Here is a 15,694-nt window from a genome sequence, read left to right on the forward strand (position 1 = left end):
GACTGCCGCACGCGGCGGCCGGGCACCCGGCGACCCGGGACAGCGGCCGGGTCAATCGTCGCGTTCGGCGGCCGGCCGCAGCCGTGGGATGGGTGCGGTGTCCCGCCGTCCGGTACGCAGCGGGGCGCCGTTGCGGGGATCCTCGGCCGCGGACTCGCCGTCGTCCATCGAGCCGCTGCCGTCCTCGTCGTCGCTGACCGGGGTGGTGGAGGAGTCGCTGCCGAACATGAGCTCACTGACCCGCTTGTAGAGGGCGGCGGCGTGCGGCAGGAAGGTGATCTCGTCCAGGCCCTGCTTCTGGCCGGCGGACTCGAACCGGAAGGTCCCGTAGCCCAGGATCTGGCCGAAGAACGTCTCCTTCCAGGTGAGGTCGGTGATCCGGCGCAGCGGCATGACCGCGACGGTCCGGATGATCACCCCGGAGGTCAGCAGCACCCGGCGCCGGGTGATCAGGAAGTGCCGGACCCACCACTCGCCGACGTACAGCCCGAGATAGCCCAGCGCCCCGAGGACGACGAGCAGGCCGACCGTACTGCTGACCCGGTTGTCCGGGTCCAGCTGCAGCAGCCAGCCCCCGACGAGGAGCACCGGCAGTCCGCGCACCGCGGGCAGGAACAGCACGGCGGGGTGCCGCCGGGTGGCGATGACGGGTGGTTCACCTGCCAGCAGGTACTTCTCGGCGTCCTTGCCCCACCGGGGGCGGCGCTCGCGGGGGCCGGACACGGGCCGACTCAGGCGAGCGAACCCACGAAGGCGGCCAGCGAGGACGCCGCGTCACCCAGGGCCTGGCCGGCGGTGCGGACGATGTTCGCCGAGGACTCCGGCGCCTTGATGACGTAGAAGACCACGAACGCGATGGCCAGCCAGGTGAGCACCTTCTTCAGGGTCACACCGCTCCGTTCGCCGGGTGGCGGGACGTGCCGCGGGTGCAGAGCACCGCGACGACGACGCGACCCGGGTGGGTCACGGCACATGCGTAACAGAGGTCCCACCCGCCGCGCGCACGCCACGCCGCAAGCGGTGACCACTGCGGGCCCGGCCCGGCTCAGCTGCCGGGCAGCAGGTGGTCACTGGGCGGCCCCAGCGGCAGGTCGGGGTAGACCCGCTCACGCAGGTCGAGCAGGCCGAGGTCCTCGGCGAGCAGCCAGGCGGCGGGGGCCGGCCAGGTGACCAGCCAGAGCCACACCCCGTAGGCCTCCCCCACGAAGGCGGCCCGGTCGTCCCCGGTCGGCACCGGCCAGAGCGGCACGCGCTGGCCGGCCGCCTTCACCGCAGCGGTCGACGGGCCGTCGATCAGCTCCCCCGGGTCGACACCGGGCAGGCCGGCGTAGCCGCAGCCCAGGCCGATGCCCGGTTCCTCGGCCGCGAGCACCAGCTCCGCCGAGCCGCCCAACGGCGCCGGGCCGGCGCAGGCGACGACGAGAGCGCGCGCACCGGGCTCACCGCCCCAGGCCAGTCCGGTGACCGACCAGCCGGCCGCCATCGGGTCGGGGACCCAGGCCGGCACGCGCGCGTCGGCGGTGATGGCGGTGATCTCGTCGTGCGCGACGACGACGGTGTGATGCATCGGTATCACGGCGGCGTGCAGGTGGCACCAGCCCTCGCCCGGGGTCTCCGGGCGGACCACCAGGACCTCGCCGCAGCGGGGGCAGACCGCGGAGACGCTCATCGACCCACCTCCGGTGCCGGAGCGGAACGGCTACGCCGTGCTGTCAAGCGCCTCATCGCCGCTCACCGTGCTGTCCCGGAGGGCCCACGTCAAGCACCGGCCCGTGGCGCGCGCGACCGCCCAGGTCCGGCCACCGTCGCCGTAGCCTCGCCCGGTGACGAGTGGACCGGCCGACGCGGGATCCCAGGAGCTCCCCGAGGTGCCCTGCGTGGGCGCGGTGGTGCGCGACGAGCGGGGGCGGCTGCTGTTGATCCGGCGCGGGCACGCGCCCAGCCGGGGGTCGTGGTCGGTACCGGGCGGGCGGGTGGAGCACGGGGAGAGCGAGGAGGCCGCCGTCGTCCGGGAGGTCGCGGAGGAGACCGGCCTGACGGTGACCGCGGGTGCGCTGCTCGGCCGGGTGCGCATCCCGGCCGGCGGGGTGGTGTTCACCGTCGCCGACTTCGCCTGCCGGCTGGCGGACCCAGAGCAGCGGCCGGTGGCCGGGGACGATGCGGACGACGTCGCCTGGGTGGACGCCGCGGGGCTGGCGGCGCTGGAGTGCACGCCGGGGCTGGCCGAGGCGCTCGGCGGGTGGGGCGCGCTCCCCCGCTGAGCGCCTCGGCCGGCCCGGCGTTGGGTCAGCGCCGGATCGGCTCGGGGCGGCCCGGCGTTGGGTCAGCGCCGGATCGGCTCGGGGCGGCCGGGCTGCTCGCCGCCCCGACTCTCGCCGTAGGAACGCTTGGGCACCATCACCTTGCGGCGGAAGGTGCAGACGACGGTGCCGTCCTGCTTATAGCCGATGGTCTCGACGTACACGACGCCGCGGTCGTCCTTGGACTTCGACTCGGTCTTGTCCAGCACGGTGGTCTCGCCGTAGATGGTATCGCCGTGGAAGGTCGGGGCGATGTGCTTGAGCGACTCGACCTCGAGGTTGGCGATGGCCTTGCCGCTCACGTCGGGAACGCTCATGCCCAGCAGCAGCGAGTAGACGTAGTTGCCGACGACGACGTTTGTGCCGAAGTCGGTGGTCTCCGCGGCGTAGTGCGCGTCCAGGTGCAGCGGGTGGTGGTTCATGGTGATCAGGCAGAACAGGTGGTCGTCGTACTCGGTGACGGTCTTGCCGGGCCAGTGTTTGTAGGTCGCTCCGACCTCGAACTCCTCGTAGTACCGGCCGAACTGCATCTGCGCGCTCCCGCTGTCGACATCAGGTGACGGGCGACGCGGTGGCTGCGTGGGCCCCGCGGTCCGGGTGGCGGAACGCGAGCGGCCCGCCACGGAGCATCGGTGACCCGTCTGGACGGGCGCCGATCCTACGATGGCACCGTGCAGCTGCAGATCGCCCCTGACCGGGCCACGGAGGCCGACGTCGTCCGACTGTCGGCCGGGGGGCGGGCCGCGCGCCTCGCGTCGGCCGCCGTCGTGCTGGCCCTGCTGCTGGTGGGCACGGTCTGGGCCAACGACTCGGCGTTCCCGTTCGGCCCGTTCCGGATGTACTCGACCCGTGCCGATCCGAACGCCCCGGTCATCTCCACCCGGGTGGTGGGACTGACCGGCGCGGGGGAAGAGGTGCGGCTCAGCGGCGGCGAGGTGGGACTGCGGCGCGCCGAGTTCGAGGGCCAGCTCTCCCGGTTGGAGGCCGACCCGGAGCTGCTCGGTCTGCTGGCCGACCAGTTCGCCGAGCGGCACCCCAGCGCACCGGGCCTGGTGTCGGTGCAGGTGGTCCAGCGACGTTTCGAGCTGCGGAACGGCACGCAGACCGGCGCGTTCGAGGACACGGTCCTGGTCGCCTACGAGCTGGAGGGCTCCTCGTGACCGGATCGACCTCGACGGCCCCCGCCCGCCCGGCGACGGCGCCGGCCCCGCCGTTGACCGTCCGCTGGTGGGTCTGTCCGGTGCCGCTGGCCCGAGTCGCGGTGTTCCGGGTGATCGCCTACCTGTTCATCCCGATCGACGTCTTCCTCACCACCGCATGGGTGCGGGCGCACGCCGACGTGCCCACCGACTACTACCAGCCGCTGATCATCGGCCGCGTGCTGCACCTGCCCACGCCGACCCACACGGTGGTGCTGGTCGTGCAGTGGGCGCTGGTGGTGGCCGCGCTGGCGGCGGCCACCGGGCGGGCCCCCCGACTGCTGGGCCTGGCCGTCTTCCTCCTCTACGGGGAGTGGATGGTCATCGCGATGAGCTACGGCAAGGTCGACCACGACCGGATCGCCTTTCTGGTCGCGCTGGCCGTGCTCCCCACGATCGGGCGCGCCCGCTTCCGCGACCGGCGCCCGTCGGAGGCGGCCGGCTGGGCGATGGCCGCGGTGTTCGTGGCGGTGATGCTCACCTACTTCTTGGCGGCCTGGGCGAAGATGCGCTTCGGCGGCTGGGACTGGGCGACCGGCTCCACGCTGACCCGGGCCGTGGTGCGCCGCGGCACCGACCTGTCGGAGTGGACCCTGGACGTGCCGTGGCTGCTGCCCGCGGCCCAGTGGGTGATGATCGCGTTCGAGTTCAGCTCACCGCTGATGCTGCTGGTGCGCAGCGACCGGGCCCGGATCGGGCTGGTGCTCTTCCTGCTCGGCTTCCACGTCATGGTCTACGCCGGCGTCGGCATCATCTTCCTGCCGCACTGCATCGCGATCCTGTCGATCCTGCCGTGGGAACGGCTGACCGCGCTGCGGCGACCTGCGCCCGGCGGCGCCGCCGTGCCGGCGACCGCCGCCGGCAGCTGACCGGCGCCGGCTCGGCGCCCTCACCCGACCGACGTTCCGGCTCAGATCATCGCGCCGATCCGGGCTGCCATCTCCGCTTCGTGCTGCTGGTAGGCCGACGCGACGCTGGTCAGGAGCTGACCCATGCCGGTGAGCGCCTCGCTGACGCCCTGGCTGGACAGCCGCCACTTCTCGTAGAGCTCGCTGAACTGCACAGCGGCCTGGCTGTCGGTCCAGCCCTCCAGCACCGAGCTGTTGATGCCGCTGGACAGGGTGGCGTGCCGGGACGTGGTGTCCGCGGCCTCGCCCTGGCACTGCCCGGCCATCGTCTGCAGCGTTGCGATGTCGACCTTCATGGCCCCTCCTCGGTCCGGGCACCTCCCGGTCGGGGCAGACGCTAGGGGCGCCGCGGTTCTCCGTGCGCCGGCTGTCCACAGGCGATCCGCCTGTCCACAGGTCGGTGGCAGAACGATCCGCTGACCGTCCGACGACGGCACGATCGGCCGCGTGCACACCGTTCTCGACCCCGCCGCCCCGGCCCCGACTCTGCCTGCGGCCCCCCTGCGCGGCTCCCGGACGTGGACCCTGTGGGCGGCCGACGGCGCTGTCGACGTCGAGGTGGAGGCCGATGACACCGCGACCGTCGCTGACGTGCTCACCGCGCTGGCCGACGTCCTCGGCGGCGCCGCCCCCTCCCTGTGGGCCGGCTCCAGCCCGCTGCCGGAGGGGACGCCGCTGTCGGCGCCTGCCCTGCGGCACGGCGCGGTGCTCGGCCTGGACCGGCCGGGGCCGCGCACCGGCACCGGAGACGGCGATCCGGAGACGGCCGGGGCCCTGGAGCTGCAGGTGGTCGGCGGCCCGGACGCCGGCCACGTGCTGCCGCTCGGCCGGGGCGACCTCGTTGTGGGCCGCGGGGCGGGGTGCGGGTTTCCGCTCACCGACCCCGACGTGTCCCGCCGCCACGTGCTGGTGAGCGTCGGGGCCGGCCAGGTGACCGTCACCGACCTCGCCTCGAGCAACGGCACGGTCCTGCGGACCCCGGCCGGCCACGTTCCCCTCGGCGACCGGCCGAGCCCCTGGGCGGTGGGCTCGACGCTGCTGCTCGGCGCGAGCGCCGTGCGACTCAGCGGTCCGCGAGGCGAGCCGCTGGACCGCTCTCCCGCACCGCAGGGCCGGCTGCGCGTCCGGCCGGTGCACGCCCGCCCGGTGCCGGCGGCAGAGGTCTCCGTCAGCGTCCCGGCGCCACCGCCGGAGACCGCTCGCCGTCGCCTCGGATGGGTAGCCCTCGCCCTCCCCGCGGTCGGCGGCGCCCTCATGGCCTGGCTGCTCTCCGCGCCGCAGTTCCTGTTCTTCGCGTTGCTCAGCCCGGTCGTGGCCCTGGGCAGCTGGATCTCGGACCGGGTGTCCGGCCACCGGCTGCGGCGTCGGACCGCCGCCGACTACGCAGCCGAGCTGGCGCGCTCCGACCAGGCGCTCGCCGCGGCGGTGAGTACGGCCGTCGGCGCCCTCGACGAGGCGTTCCCGGACCCGGCCTTCCTGGCGACCGCGGTCCGCCGGCTCTCCAGCCCACTGTGGTCCCGCTCCCGCACCAGCTCCGACCTCCTCGTCGTGCGGCTGGGCACCGGCCGCGGCCCGACCGGGGTCACCCGGGCCGGCGCCGACGGCATGCGGACCCCGGTGGCTGCCGACCACCTGCCGGTGACGGCCGACCTGGCCGCCCTGGGAAGCCTCGGCGTGGTCGGCCCACGGGCGCGCGTCACAGGCGTGGCCCGCGCGCTACTGCTGCAACTGGTCACGCTCACGCCGCCCACCGAACTGCGGGTCGTGGTGCTCACCCCTGACGCTCACTGCGACGACTGGCGGTGGACCCGCTGGCTGCCGGCGGTGACCGTCGTCGGCGTTCCCGACCGGGGCCTGCCGGCGGACCTGCCCGACGACCCGGAGCATGGACCTCGAACAGTTGTCCTGCTCGACGGCCAGGTCGGGGCGGACACCGCCGCGGCGCTCGCCGGTGCTGGGGCGCCGGTCTGTGTGGCCCTGGCGCCTTCGGCGAGCTCCCTGGCCGTGTCCACGGCCGCCTGCCTGACTGTGAGCGGAGAGACCGGCGCGCGGGGCCGGCTACGGCTGGCAGGCACACCGGAGGAACGGGAGATCACCCTGGACGGCGTTCCAGAACCGGTCGCCGCCGCCACCGCCCGCTCGTTGGCCGTCGTGGCGCCGCCGGCCATCACCGGCGGCATCCCGGACACCGCTGCCCTCGTCGACCTGCCGGGCGGGAGCCTGCGGTTCGATCCGGTCGCCGGGCAGCTCTCCGGCCGGTGGGACCGCGGACGGGCCACGCTGGAGTGCACGCTGGGCGCCACTGCGCAGGGCCCACTCGCCCTCGACCTGTGCGCCCAGGGCCCGCACCTGCTGGTCGCCGGGACCACCGGGGCGGGGAAGTCCGAGCTGCTGCAGACCCTGGTGACCGGGTTGGCACTGCAGCACCCGCCGGACCGGGTCAGCTTCCTGCTGGTCGACTACAAGGGCGGCGCCGCCTTTGCCGAGGCCGCCGGACTGCCGCACACCGTGGGCATGCTGACCGACCTCGACCCGCAGTCGACCGTCCGTGCGCTCCGGTCACTGACCGCTGAGCTCACCCGTCGGGAACGGCTGCTCGCCGGGCAGGGCGCGCGCGACGTGTCGGAGCTGCCGCCCGAGGTACCGCTGGTCCGTCTGGTGATCGTCGTCGACGAGTTCGCCACCCTCGCCGAGGAACTGCCTGGTTTCGTTCCGGGCCTCGTCGGCATCGCGCAGCGCGGCCGCTCGCTCGGCGTGCACCTGGTGCTGGCCACCCAGCGTCCCTCCGGGGTGGTCAGTCCCGAGATCCGGGCCAACTGCTCCCTGCGGATCTGCCTGCGCACGACCGACGAGAGCGACTCCCGCGACGTGCTGGGCACCCCACTCGCCGCCTCGATCCCGGCCGGCCGGCCCGGGCGCGCCTACGTACGCTCCGGCAGCGAGCCGCCACTGCTGGTCCAGGTGGCCCGGGTGTCGGTCACGGCCGACCGTGGCCGCACCGGGGTCCGCGTCCGGCGTCGCTCCTGGCCGCCGGAACCCGTCCCGAGCGGACCGGGCGCCCCGCGCCACCAGGGGCCCGGTGACCTCGCCGCCCTCGTCGACGCCCTCCAGCAGCGGGCGCGGCATGCGGGGCTCACCCCACCCGGCCGGCCGTGGCTGGCCCCGCTGCCGGTCCAGCTGTCGGCCGCGGACCTGGACCTCGGCGCGATGGACGGTGCCGCGGCGACGGAGCTGCGCATCGGACTGCTGGACTCCCCCGACACCCAGTCCCAGGAGCCGCTGACCCTCGACCTCGCCGACGGGGGTGGCTGGCTCGCCGTCGGCGGACCGCGCAGCGGCCGCACCACGACCCTGCGCACCGTGCTCGGTGAGGCCGTCCACCAACTGGGTCCGGCGGCGCTGCACGTCCACGTCCTCGACCACGGCGGTGGCGGTCTCGCCGCGGAGGCGGCGGCCCTCCCGCACACCGGCACGACGGTCGCCCGGGATGACCCCCATCGGACGGTGCGGCTGCTCAACCGGCTACAGGCCGAGGTCGACCGCCGCCGCGCGGGCACCGCGGCCCGGACCCCGGCGCTGCTGCTGCTCGTGGACGGTTACGAGAGCCTGGCGGCGCAGCTCGACGACGCCGAACCCGGTAGCGGATCCTCGGCCCTGCTGCGCCTGGTCCGCGAGGGTGCCGCTGTCGGCCTGACGTGTGTGGTCACCGCCGAGCGGGCGGTGCCGGGCAGCCGTCTCGCCGCGGCGATGCGCACACGACTGGTGCTGCCGCTGCCAGACCGCGCCGACTACGCCATCGCCGGCATCGGGCCGCGGGACGTGCCGGCGGTCCGCCCGCCCGGGCGGGCACTGGTCGGTGAGGACGCGGTCGAGTGCCAGCTCGCCCAGCCGCGGCCGACCACGCCCGCGCCGGCCCCCTCTGGCGCGTCGGGCGCGTCGGGCGCGTCCAACGGCCCCGCGGCGATCCGAGTGGTCACCCTCCCCGCCGACCCCGAGCTGCCGCTGCCCGCGAGCCCTCCCTCCGGTCCCGGCGGGCCGCCGGAGCTGCCCGTCGGCCCCGGGAACGACGAGGGTGAGCCGGTCTCCATCGATCTGGTGCGCACCGGCGGCCTGCTCGTCGTCGGCCCACCGGGCAGCGGCCGCTCCTCTGCGTTGGCCGCCTTCGGCGAGCACTGCCGGGCGGCCGGGGCGGCCGTGCTCCATCTCGCCCCCGGTCGACCGCCGTTAGGGGCGGACGCGGGCAGCCACCGGCTCGACCGCGGCGATGCTGCCGGTCTCCGGGAGTGGGCGGCAGCGACGACCGGCCGACTGGCCGTGGTGGTGGCCGACGACGTGGGCACGCTGCCCGATCCCGTCGCGGACGCCCTTGGCTCGCTCGCCCGGCCCGGCGGCCACCTGGTGGTGCTGGCGGCGGCGAGCGCCCCGGAGCTGGCCAGCGCGTTCCGCGGCCCCACCGTGGCGCTGCGGCGCAGCCGTACCGCCCTGCTCCTCCGCCCAGCGCCCGGGGACGCCGAACTGCTCGGGCTCCGCGTGCCGCGCACACCAGTGCCCACCCGGCCCGGCGCCGGCTGGCTGGTCGTCGGCGGTGGCGTCACCCGCGTTCAGGTGGCCCGGCGGCGCACGGCCGGCAGGGTCCCCACGCGGGGGGCTTGAACCAGCCGACGCTGGGACGCCTACAGGCGCGGCGGCTCACAACAGCTCGAGCGCGGGCCCGATCTCCTGGGTGGCGTACCAGGCCAGCTCGTGGCCCTCGGCCTGGTCGACGACGAACTGGGCGTCCTCGCTGCCCAGGTCGGCCTCGAGCACCACCGAGACCGCGGCGGCCACGTCCTCCTCGGCCTCGGCTCCGTCGACGTGCGCGCTGGCGATGTCCGACATCGCCACGTCGACCCGGACCCGGGCGGCGCCGGCGTCCGCGGCGTCGTCGTCGATCGGGGTGACCGCGGCGTCCGGCACGTCGGCGGCGAGCACGACCCGGCGCCGGGCCGCGCCGGGGTCCACGTCGATGAGCCGCAGGCTGGCCCGGGCGGCCGCCAGCAACGCCGCATACTCGAGCTCCTCGTCGGTGTCGCTGAGGGGGTAGTGCTCCCGCAGCTCGGGGGTCACCGCGAAGACGGTGACCGGCTGCTCGAGCCGACCCTCGTCCAGCAACCGCTGCAGCACGGTCGTCGTGGCCGGCAGGTACACGCGCACTCGGTTCGTCTCCCTCGTCGTCGGACAGGGAACCGTAACGTCGCGCGGCCCGGCGATCGTTCCAGCGCCCACCCCCGGGAGCTCAGGTGGCCGTCTCGACGAGGAAGGCGACCTCCTGCTCGATCAGGTCGGCCAGCACGTCGACGTCGCTGAGGCTGTCCCGGTCGGCGTTCAGCCCGACGTAGACGGTGCCGTCGTAGCTGGTCATGCCGATCGCCAGGCCCTGCCCACGGACCAGCGGGACGACGGGGAAGACCTCAACCATGCGGGCGCCGCCGGCGTAGAGCGGGGACTGCGGGCCCGGCACGTTCGTGACCACCAGGTTGAACAGCCGCCGGGACAGGCCGCTGGCCGCTCGGGCGCCCAGGGCATGCAGCGTCGGCGGCGCGAACCCGGACAGGGCGCTGAGGGTGTCGGCCCCCACGGACTTGCCGTTCCCCGTGAGCCCGCGCATGGCGTAGCTGATCCGGGCCAGCCGGACCCGGGGGTTGGGTTCACCGACCGGCAGGTCGACCAGGAGGGAGGAGACCTGGTTGCCCGCCTCGTCGTCCTCGCCGCGCACCGACACCGGTACCAGCGCACGGACCGACGTGGACCCGACGACCGGCTCTCCCCGGGACAGCAGCCACTCCCGCAGCGCGCCGGTGACGACGGTGAGCAGCACGTCGTTGACGGTGCCACCGTGCGCCTTGCGCACGGCCTTGACGTCGTCGAGTGAGGCGCGGGCCACCGCGAAGCGGCGCTGCCGGCCGATCGGTGCGTTCAGCGGGCTCACCGGTGCCGGTCGGATCGCGGTGCGCGCCGCGGCCGCGAGCACCCCGCCGGCCACCCCCGCCCAGCGGGCCGCGGTCGCACGCACGTCGCCGGCCGCCGTCCGGGCCGTCTCCACCACCGCGGAGGGCCGTTGCAGGTAGTCCTCGACCGCCTCCCAGACCAGCGCCACGGAGCCCGGCGGTCGGCGGGGCCGCCAGTCGGGAGCCTCGGCCGGCGCCTCCGCACCGTCGGGGCTCAGGTCGAGAATGACCTGACCGATGTCGATCGCGCCGAGCCCGTCGACCAGGGTCGGGTGGGTCTTGGTGATGACCGCGGTGCGGTCCCCCGCCAGCCCCTCGACCAGGTACATCTCCCACAGCGGACGACGGTGGTCCAGCGGCCGGGCGGTCAGCCGGGCGACCAGGTCCATCATCTGGTCCTCGCTGCCCGGGCGGGGCAGCGCCGACCGGCGCACGTGGTAGCTGATGTCGAAGTCCGGATCGTCCACCCAGACCGGGTTGGCCAGGTGGCCGGGCACCTCGAGCACCCGCTGTCGGTACCGCGGCACCAGCGGCAGCCGGGCGCTTACGAGATCGACCAGCGCGTCGTGGTCGAGCACTCCCGACGGGCACTCGAGCACGAGTACGACACCGATGTGCATGGGCGTGTCCGGGTCCTCCAGGTAGAGGAACGACGCATCCAGTGGGGTCAGCCGTTCGACCACGTGACCCTCCTCACTCGGGGAGCCCCACGCTACGGCGGTCCCGGTAGCGCCGGGCGACCGGCCATCGGCGCGCACCAGAGCGCACCGGAGCGCACCGGCGCGCGGACGCTCAACGCCGGCCGGTGCGGCGCCGCGCGGACGGGTCCGGCAGTCCGGCCAGCTCGGCGGCCAGCGCCCGCAGCGCGGTGCGCAGCCCCGACCCGGGCGCCACCTCGGCCAACGTGCGGCCGGCAGCGAGCGCGGCGTCGGTCGCCCGCCGGTCGGCCGGCAGGAACGACCGGACCGGCCGTCCGGAGAACCGCTCGACGGCCGCGGCGATCTCCCGCCGCGGATCGCCTGGCACCGGGCCGCGCCGTACCTGGTTGACCACCACGAACGGCTCGACCTCGGGCAGGACCTCGCGCAACTCCCCCAGCGCGCGCACCGTGCGCTGCAGCGCGACCGGGTCGGCGCCGCTCACGCATAGGACCTCGTCGGCCTCCTCGAGCACGGTCAGCGTCGCCCCGTTGCGCCGCGGCGCCGCCGTGTCGAAGGACAGCTCCTCGTCCTCCTCGACGCAGAAGGCGCAGTCCACGACAGTCAGCTGCGCCAGGTGACGCGCCTCCGCGAGCACCGACAGGAGCGCCTGCGGCCGCAGCTCCGGCCAGCGGTCGGCCCGGGCCAGCCCGGTGAGCACGCGCAGGCGCGGATGAACGGCCCACGCCAGCCGGGCCAGCGAGCCGACGTCCAGGATGCCGGAGCCAGCCTGCCGCGCCGCCGCCGCGATGCCGGGTGACTCGTCCAGCAACCCCAGCACCTGGGCGACGACACCGCCGTAGACGTCGGCATCGACGAGCAACGAGGAGGTCCCCAGGCGAGCGGCCTCGTCGGCCAGTGCGACGGCGACCGTCGTCCGGCCGGGTGCCCCGGTGGGCCCCCACACGGCGATCACGCGGCCACGGACGGCGCCCTGGCCGGCCGGCTCCGGTGGTACGCCCAGGGTGGGCAGTGCGGCCCGCGGGTCGGCCAGCTCCCGCCCGGCGCCCGGCGCACCGCCGACCGCCTCGCGCAGCGCCCGGGCGATCACCTCGGGTTCGGCGTCGGCGGGGAGCACCCGGGCGACCCCCATCTGACGCAGCCGCTCCGATGCCGCCTCGTCGCCCGGCTCGACCAGGCCGACCACGGCCACGCCCGCGGCCGTCAGCCGCGCGACCGCCGCGCCGTCCAGCCGGCGCAGCTCCGCCGACAGGAGGGCGGCCTGCCCCGTCCCGGTGGCCGCCGCGGCCAGCAGCTCGGCAACGTCCACGCAGCGCCGGACGACGGTGACCCCGTGGTCGTCGCGGTCCAGCGCACCGACCAGCTCTGACTCCCAGGCGGCCCCGGTGACGGCGGTGAAGACCTGCAGCGACATCAGCCGGTCGGCCCCGTGTCGACCGCGGTGCCGGCCGCGTCCCGGACCACCACGACCAGGCCGCGGCCGCCGATGAGGCCCAGCACGTCCGCGGCGTCGCCGGCCGGCACCGAGACCACGACCTGCACCGTGGTCGTCGCCGTGGACAGCACCCCGTCGCCGCGTCCGGACACCGCCTGCACGGGGGCGGCGGTGACTATGCGGTCGACGTCCCCGCCGGCCGCGGCAGGTGCACCGGCAGCGGGATCGGCGACGGCGTAGACGTCGACCAACTGCCCGCGGGTCAGGCTCGGGGGCACGTAGCCGGCCTGAACGGGAAGGGCGAGCTGCACCCGGCCGGTCGGCTCGTCCAGGGCCGAACGGGGCAGCAGCTCCCCGACCCGCACCGCCCGGGAGAGCACTCGACCCTCGGGACGGGTGCTGGTGGCGAGGTAGGCGCGGGCGACGTCGTCCAGCCGGACCGAGACCGCCACCAGGTCGTCCCGGTCCAGCACGGTGCCCGGACCCAGATCGGCCGTGGCCGCCCAGACCGGCACGGTCGCGTCGGACGCGGTGACCACGCGGGCGCCGACGAGCACCGAGCCCAGCACGAGGAGGACGCCGAGGACCAGGCGCAGGTCCAGCCACCGCGGTGGCCGGACGCGCCGGGGTCGTGGACCGGCCGGCACCGGGTCGTCGACGCCGCCCGGGCGGACCGCTCCCGGCGTCGGGCTCCGTACTGCCATGCCCAGCTCCCGTCCGCTCCCGAGCGCGCCGGCCACGTCGTGACCGTCCGACTGCGCTGCGGGAGGGAGATCATGACCGACGCGCGGCACTCGGCGCAGCCGTTGTCCACACCTTCGGATGACATCCGGAGCCGGCTGCCACACTGTCGGCACCTTCGACGGGAGATCCACTCTGATGGCCACGCAGCGCTTCCTGACCCTCGACGACGTCGCGGAGATCCTCAACGTGTCGTGGTCGCAGGCCTACGCGCTGGTGCGCCGCAAGGAGCTCATCGCCATCCAGATCGGCGGCCGCGGGCAGTGGCGGGTGGAGACGGACGAGCTGGAGCGCTTCATCCAGCAGAAGTACGCGGAGGCCCGCGCGGGGGTCGTCGAGGCGGCCGCCGAGGACACCGAGGTCGACACCCCCCGCTGACCGGTCGGACCGCCCGGGGGCGTCAGTCCAGCGCCGGCCGGACGGTCCGGACGACGGCCACGGCCGCGAGCGCCACCGCCCGCACCCCCGTCACCGCCCCACGGCGGCGCGGCTCGTCGACCGGATGCTCGGCGAGCTCGAAGAAGTCCGCGCCCACCCGGTCGACCGTCCCGCTGAGCGTGCTGCCGTCGTCCAGGAGGCACTGCACCGTCGCCCGGTCCCGGGCCAAGCCCCGCAGCGCACGCCGCAGGTCCAGCCGACGCGCGACGGCGCCCAGTTCCCCGGTCACCGCGGTCTCCGCGCCGAGGCCGCCGACGGCCCGCACCGCGCCGGCCGCGACGAGCACCTCGCGCTGCTGGTCGTCGAGGAGCAGCAGCCAGTCGACCCCGACGTCGAGGAGCCGGCCGGTGACCTCCCCCGCGCCGCGGCAGCTCAGTGCCACCGGCCACCCCTGCGCCGCGCGGAGCCGGTCGGCCAGCCGGAGCGCGCCGTACTCCGCGCGCGCCCGGGACGCCCGTTCGCCCGCACCGTCCTCGGGGTCCTGGGCGGCGAACTGCGCCTCCAGGTCCGCGAAGAGCTGCTCCCACCGCACATCGACAGGCTAGTCGTCCACAAACCCATGCGTTTGGTTGCGTTTGCCTGTGTTCGTGGTGTTTGGTCATCGGCGGAAAGAGGAGGTGTCGATGTCCTTCGTGCGCTGGACGACGACCTGCCTGGTCATGGCCGCCACCGCGTGGCTGCTGGGCGCGCTCGGTCCGACCGCCGGGCAGGTCCGCGCCGCCGCCACCGCCCCGCAGGCCCTCGTCGACACCGCCGGCCCCGACGCCCTGCTGGTGGTCGCCGCGGCGACGGCCGGGTGGCTGTGCTGGGGGTGGGGCGTGCTGGGGCTGGCGCTGACCGGGCTGTCCGCACTGCCCGGGGTGGGCGGACGGGCTGCTGGGCTGGTGCTGCTCGTGGTGCTGCCGGCCAGTGCGCGCCGGGCCGCCGCGGTGGCCGTGGGTCTCAGCCTGGCGGCCGGCGCACCTACGTGGGCGTGCACGGCACCGTCCGGCACCGCACCGTCCGGCACGGCCGCCGTCACCGCCCTGTTCCCTGCCGGCGTCGGCGGTCTGGCCCCGGCGTCGCTGGAGACCGACTGGCCGGTCGCCGAGCCGTTCGAGCGCGGAGCCGGTCCCGGGCAGCGGCCCGCCGAACCGCCCGACTGGCCACCGGCTCCGCCCGCGCCGCCGGGATCCAATGACCCGGCCGCGGAGCACGTCGTCCTGCGCGGCGACTGCCTGTGGGACATCGCCCGCCGACGCCCTGGCCCGGCAGCGACCGGGGACGCCGGTCGACGACGCCGAGATCGCCACCGAAGTGCACGCCTGGTGGCAGGCCAACGCCGCCGTCATCGGCCCCGACCCGGACCTGCTACGGCCGGGCCAAGTGCTCCGGGCGCCGCGGTGAACTGCGCGGTCCCCCGTCCGTCCGACCCCGTCCACGTCCCTGGAGAAACGCCATGAGCGCACCGCCGATCCCCGCCGCAGCCGGTCCCGCAGCCGCACTCTCCCGCTCGGGCGACGACCGCGGCCGCCTGCACCTGGTCCTGGTGCGCACCCCGGGGCCGCCGCTCGAGGACGAGCGGGTGCCGGTACGGCTGCTCGTCCCCGGCCGGCCTCGCCGGCGCTCCGCCCCACCGCCGGGTCCGCGGCCACTGATGGACCAGCCGCTCCGCCGGCCGGGGAACGAACCGGACTTCGGCCCGGCGTTGAGTCGCCGGGCCGACCTTCCCGAGCCGGGGCCGGCCGCGCGGCGCCTGGTCACCATCGCCCTGGAGGCCTTCGCCGGACGGCGCCCGATGTCGCAGCTGCAGCCGGCGGTCACGCCCTCGTTGTTCACCGTGCTCATCGCCCGGCGGAAGCCGCGCTGGTGCCTCGACGGGACGACGGCGCTGCGGATCAGCTCGGTCCGCGTCTCCGAACCCGTCGACGGCGTGGCCGAGGTGAGCGCGGTTGCCCGGCGCGACGGCAGGGCGCACGCCGTGGCGGCCCGGATGGAGGGCATCGACGGGCGGTGGCGCTGCACCGCTCTCCAGGTCGGCTGACCGC

At 75.5% G+C, this 15,694-nt stretch carries 17 protein-coding genes; 7 read left to right on the forward strand and 10 right to left on the reverse strand.

Annotated features, from left to right (window positions below; translation table 11 throughout):
• Positions 1-51 precede the first annotated feature (51 nt).
• The 3 genes from BLW04_RS00560 to BLW04_RS00565 all read right to left on the reverse strand — a co-directional run bounded on the left by BLW04_RS00560 (position 52) and on the right by BLW04_RS00565 (position 1,669).
• Positions 52-723, reverse strand: a complete 672-nt coding sequence (locus BLW04_RS00560) for a PH domain-containing protein (RefSeq protein WP_091536007.1) — start codon at positions 721-723, stop codon at positions 52-54.
• Between the two features lie 8 nt (positions 724-731).
• On the reverse strand, positions 732-890 hold the full coding sequence (locus tag BLW04_RS26455; RefSeq protein WP_175483837.1) for a hypothetical protein: 159 nt from the start codon (positions 888-890) through the stop codon (positions 732-734).
• 155 nt (positions 891-1,045) lie between these two features.
• On the reverse strand, positions 1,046-1,669 hold the full coding sequence (locus tag BLW04_RS00565; RefSeq protein ID WP_091536011.1) for a DUF6758 family protein: 624 nt from the start codon (positions 1,667-1,669) through the stop codon (positions 1,046-1,048).
• A 154-nt stretch (positions 1,670-1,823) separates the two neighbouring features.
• Here BLW04_RS00565 and BLW04_RS00570 point away from each other — a divergent pair, with 154 nt between their 5' ends.
• A complete protein-coding gene (locus BLW04_RS00570; RefSeq protein ID WP_217630776.1) occupies positions 1,824-2,261 on the forward strand; it encodes an NUDIX hydrolase in 438 nt (145 codons plus the stop codon).
• Positions 2,262-2,323: 62 nt separating this feature from the next.
• Here BLW04_RS00570 and BLW04_RS00575 read toward each other — a convergent pair whose 3' ends face one another.
• Positions 2,324-2,830 carry a MaoC family dehydratase gene (locus BLW04_RS00575; protein WP_091536018.1) on the reverse strand — a complete coding sequence of 169 codons (507 nt, stop codon included), beginning with the start codon at positions 2,828-2,830 and terminating at the stop codon, positions 2,324-2,326.
• A 141-nt stretch (positions 2,831-2,971) separates the two neighbouring features.
• On the opposite strand from BLW04_RS00575, the gene BLW04_RS00580 reads away from it, so the two are divergent.
• Together BLW04_RS00580 and BLW04_RS00585 are read left to right on the forward strand one after the other, a co-directional pair.
• Positions 2,972-3,460: a hypothetical protein gene (locus BLW04_RS00580; protein WP_091536759.1), complete on the forward strand. Its 489-nt coding sequence runs from the start codon at positions 2,972-2,974 to the stop codon at positions 3,458-3,460.
• Positions 3,457-4,368 (forward strand): MFS transporter permease, encoded by a 912-nt coding sequence (locus BLW04_RS00585; protein ID WP_254780917.1) that lies wholly within the window; start codon positions 3,457-3,459, stop codon positions 4,366-4,368. The genes BLW04_RS00580 and BLW04_RS00585 overlap by 4 nt, the downstream gene beginning before the upstream one ends.
• Before the next feature lie 41 nt (positions 4,369-4,409).
• Here the strand turns inward: BLW04_RS00585 and BLW04_RS00590 are convergent, their stop codons facing one another.
• On the reverse strand, positions 4,410-4,703 hold the full coding sequence (locus tag BLW04_RS00590) for a WXG100 family type VII secretion target (RefSeq protein ID WP_091536021.1): 294 nt from the start codon (positions 4,701-4,703) through the stop codon (positions 4,410-4,412).
• Positions 4,704-4,854: 151 nt separating this feature from the next.
• On the opposite strand from BLW04_RS00590, the gene BLW04_RS00595 reads away from it, so the two are divergent.
• Complete coding sequence (locus tag BLW04_RS00595) at positions 4,855-9,060, forward strand: FtsK/SpoIIIE domain-containing protein (RefSeq protein ID WP_091536024.1); 4,206 nt, start codon at positions 4,855-4,857, stop codon at positions 9,058-9,060.
• A gap of 36 nt (positions 9,061-9,096) precedes the next feature.
• On the opposite strand, the gene BLW04_RS00600 is transcribed toward BLW04_RS00595, so the two are convergent.
• The 4 genes from BLW04_RS00600 to BLW04_RS00615 all read right to left on the reverse strand — a co-directional run bounded on the left by BLW04_RS00600 (position 9,097) and on the right by BLW04_RS00615 (position 13,192).
• A complete protein-coding gene (locus tag BLW04_RS00600) occupies positions 9,097-9,600 on the reverse strand; it encodes a DUF6912 family protein (protein ID WP_091536027.1) in 504 nt (167 codons plus the stop codon).
• An 82-nt stretch (positions 9,601-9,682) separates the two neighbouring features.
• Positions 9,683-11,077 (reverse strand): WS/DGAT/MGAT family O-acyltransferase, encoded by a 1,395-nt coding sequence (locus tag BLW04_RS00605; protein ID WP_091536030.1) that lies wholly within the window; start codon positions 11,075-11,077, stop codon positions 9,683-9,685.
• Between the two features lie 109 nt (positions 11,078-11,186).
• Complete coding sequence (locus tag BLW04_RS00610; RefSeq protein ID WP_091536033.1) at positions 11,187-12,467, reverse strand: AAA family ATPase; 1,281 nt, start codon at positions 12,465-12,467, stop codon at positions 11,187-11,189.
• Complete coding sequence (locus tag BLW04_RS00615) at positions 12,467-13,192, reverse strand: SAF domain-containing protein (protein WP_091536764.1); 726 nt, start codon at positions 13,190-13,192, stop codon at positions 12,467-12,469. The genes BLW04_RS00610 and BLW04_RS00615 overlap by 1 nt, the downstream gene beginning before the upstream one ends.
• 175 nt (positions 13,193-13,367) lie before the next feature.
• Between BLW04_RS00615 and BLW04_RS00620 the strand changes: the two genes are divergently transcribed.
• A complete protein-coding gene (locus BLW04_RS00620; RefSeq protein ID WP_091536036.1) occupies positions 13,368-13,607 on the forward strand; it encodes a helix-turn-helix domain-containing protein in 240 nt (79 codons plus the stop codon).
• A gap of 22 nt (positions 13,608-13,629) precedes the next feature.
• Here BLW04_RS00620 and BLW04_RS00625 read toward each other — a convergent pair whose 3' ends face one another.
• Entirely contained in the window at positions 13,630-14,199 is a 570-nt protein-coding gene (locus BLW04_RS00625; protein WP_091536039.1) for a hypothetical protein, read from the reverse strand.
• A 91-nt stretch (positions 14,200-14,290) separates the two neighbouring features.
• On the opposite strand from BLW04_RS00625, the gene BLW04_RS00630 reads away from it, so the two are divergent.
• Positions 14,291-15,109 (forward strand): LysM peptidoglycan-binding domain-containing protein, encoded by an 819-nt coding sequence (locus BLW04_RS00630; protein ID WP_091536041.1) that lies wholly within the window; start codon positions 14,291-14,293, stop codon positions 15,107-15,109.
• Complete coding sequence (locus BLW04_RS00635) at positions 15,106-15,690, forward strand: Rv3235 family protein (RefSeq protein ID WP_254780918.1); 585 nt, start codon at positions 15,106-15,108, stop codon at positions 15,688-15,690. The genes BLW04_RS00630 and BLW04_RS00635 overlap by 4 nt, the downstream gene beginning before the upstream one ends.
• The last annotated feature ends 4 nt before the right edge of the window (positions 15,691-15,694 follow it).

This window comes from Modestobacter sp. DSM 44400, from assembly GCF_900107175.1.
GTDB lineage: Bacteria > Actinomycetota > Actinomycetes > Mycobacteriales > Geodermatophilaceae > Modestobacter.

Coding starts and splice junctions, on each gene's coding strand:
- BLW04_RS00620 (WP_091536036.1), top strand. CDS start 13,368: ATGGCCACGCAGCGCTTCCTGACCCTCGACGACGTCGCGGAGATCCTC.
- BLW04_RS00575 (WP_091536018.1), bottom strand. CDS start 2,830: ATGCAGTTCGGCCGGTACTACGAGGAGTTCGAGGTCGGAGCGACCTAC.
- BLW04_RS00635 (WP_254780918.1), top strand. CDS start 15,106: ATGAGCGCACCGCCGATCCCCGCCGCAGCCGGTCCCGCAGCCGCACTC.
- BLW04_RS00590 (WP_091536021.1), bottom strand. CDS start 4,703: ATGAAGGTCGACATCGCAACGCTGCAGACGATGGCCGGGCAGTGCCAG.
- BLW04_RS00565 (WP_091536011.1), bottom strand. CDS start 1,669: ATGAGCGTCTCCGCGGTCTGCCCCCGCTGCGGCGAGGTCCTGGTGGTC.
- BLW04_RS00610 (WP_091536033.1), bottom strand. CDS start 12,467: ATGTCGCTGCAGGTCTTCACCGCCGTCACCGGGGCCGCCTGGGAGTCA.
- BLW04_RS00630 (WP_091536041.1), top strand. CDS start 14,291: ATGTCCTTCGTGCGCTGGACGACGACCTGCCTGGTCATGGCCGCCACC.
- BLW04_RS00615 (WP_091536764.1), bottom strand. CDS start 13,192: ATGGCAGTACGGAGCCCGACGCCGGGAGCGGTCCGCCCGGGCGGCGTC.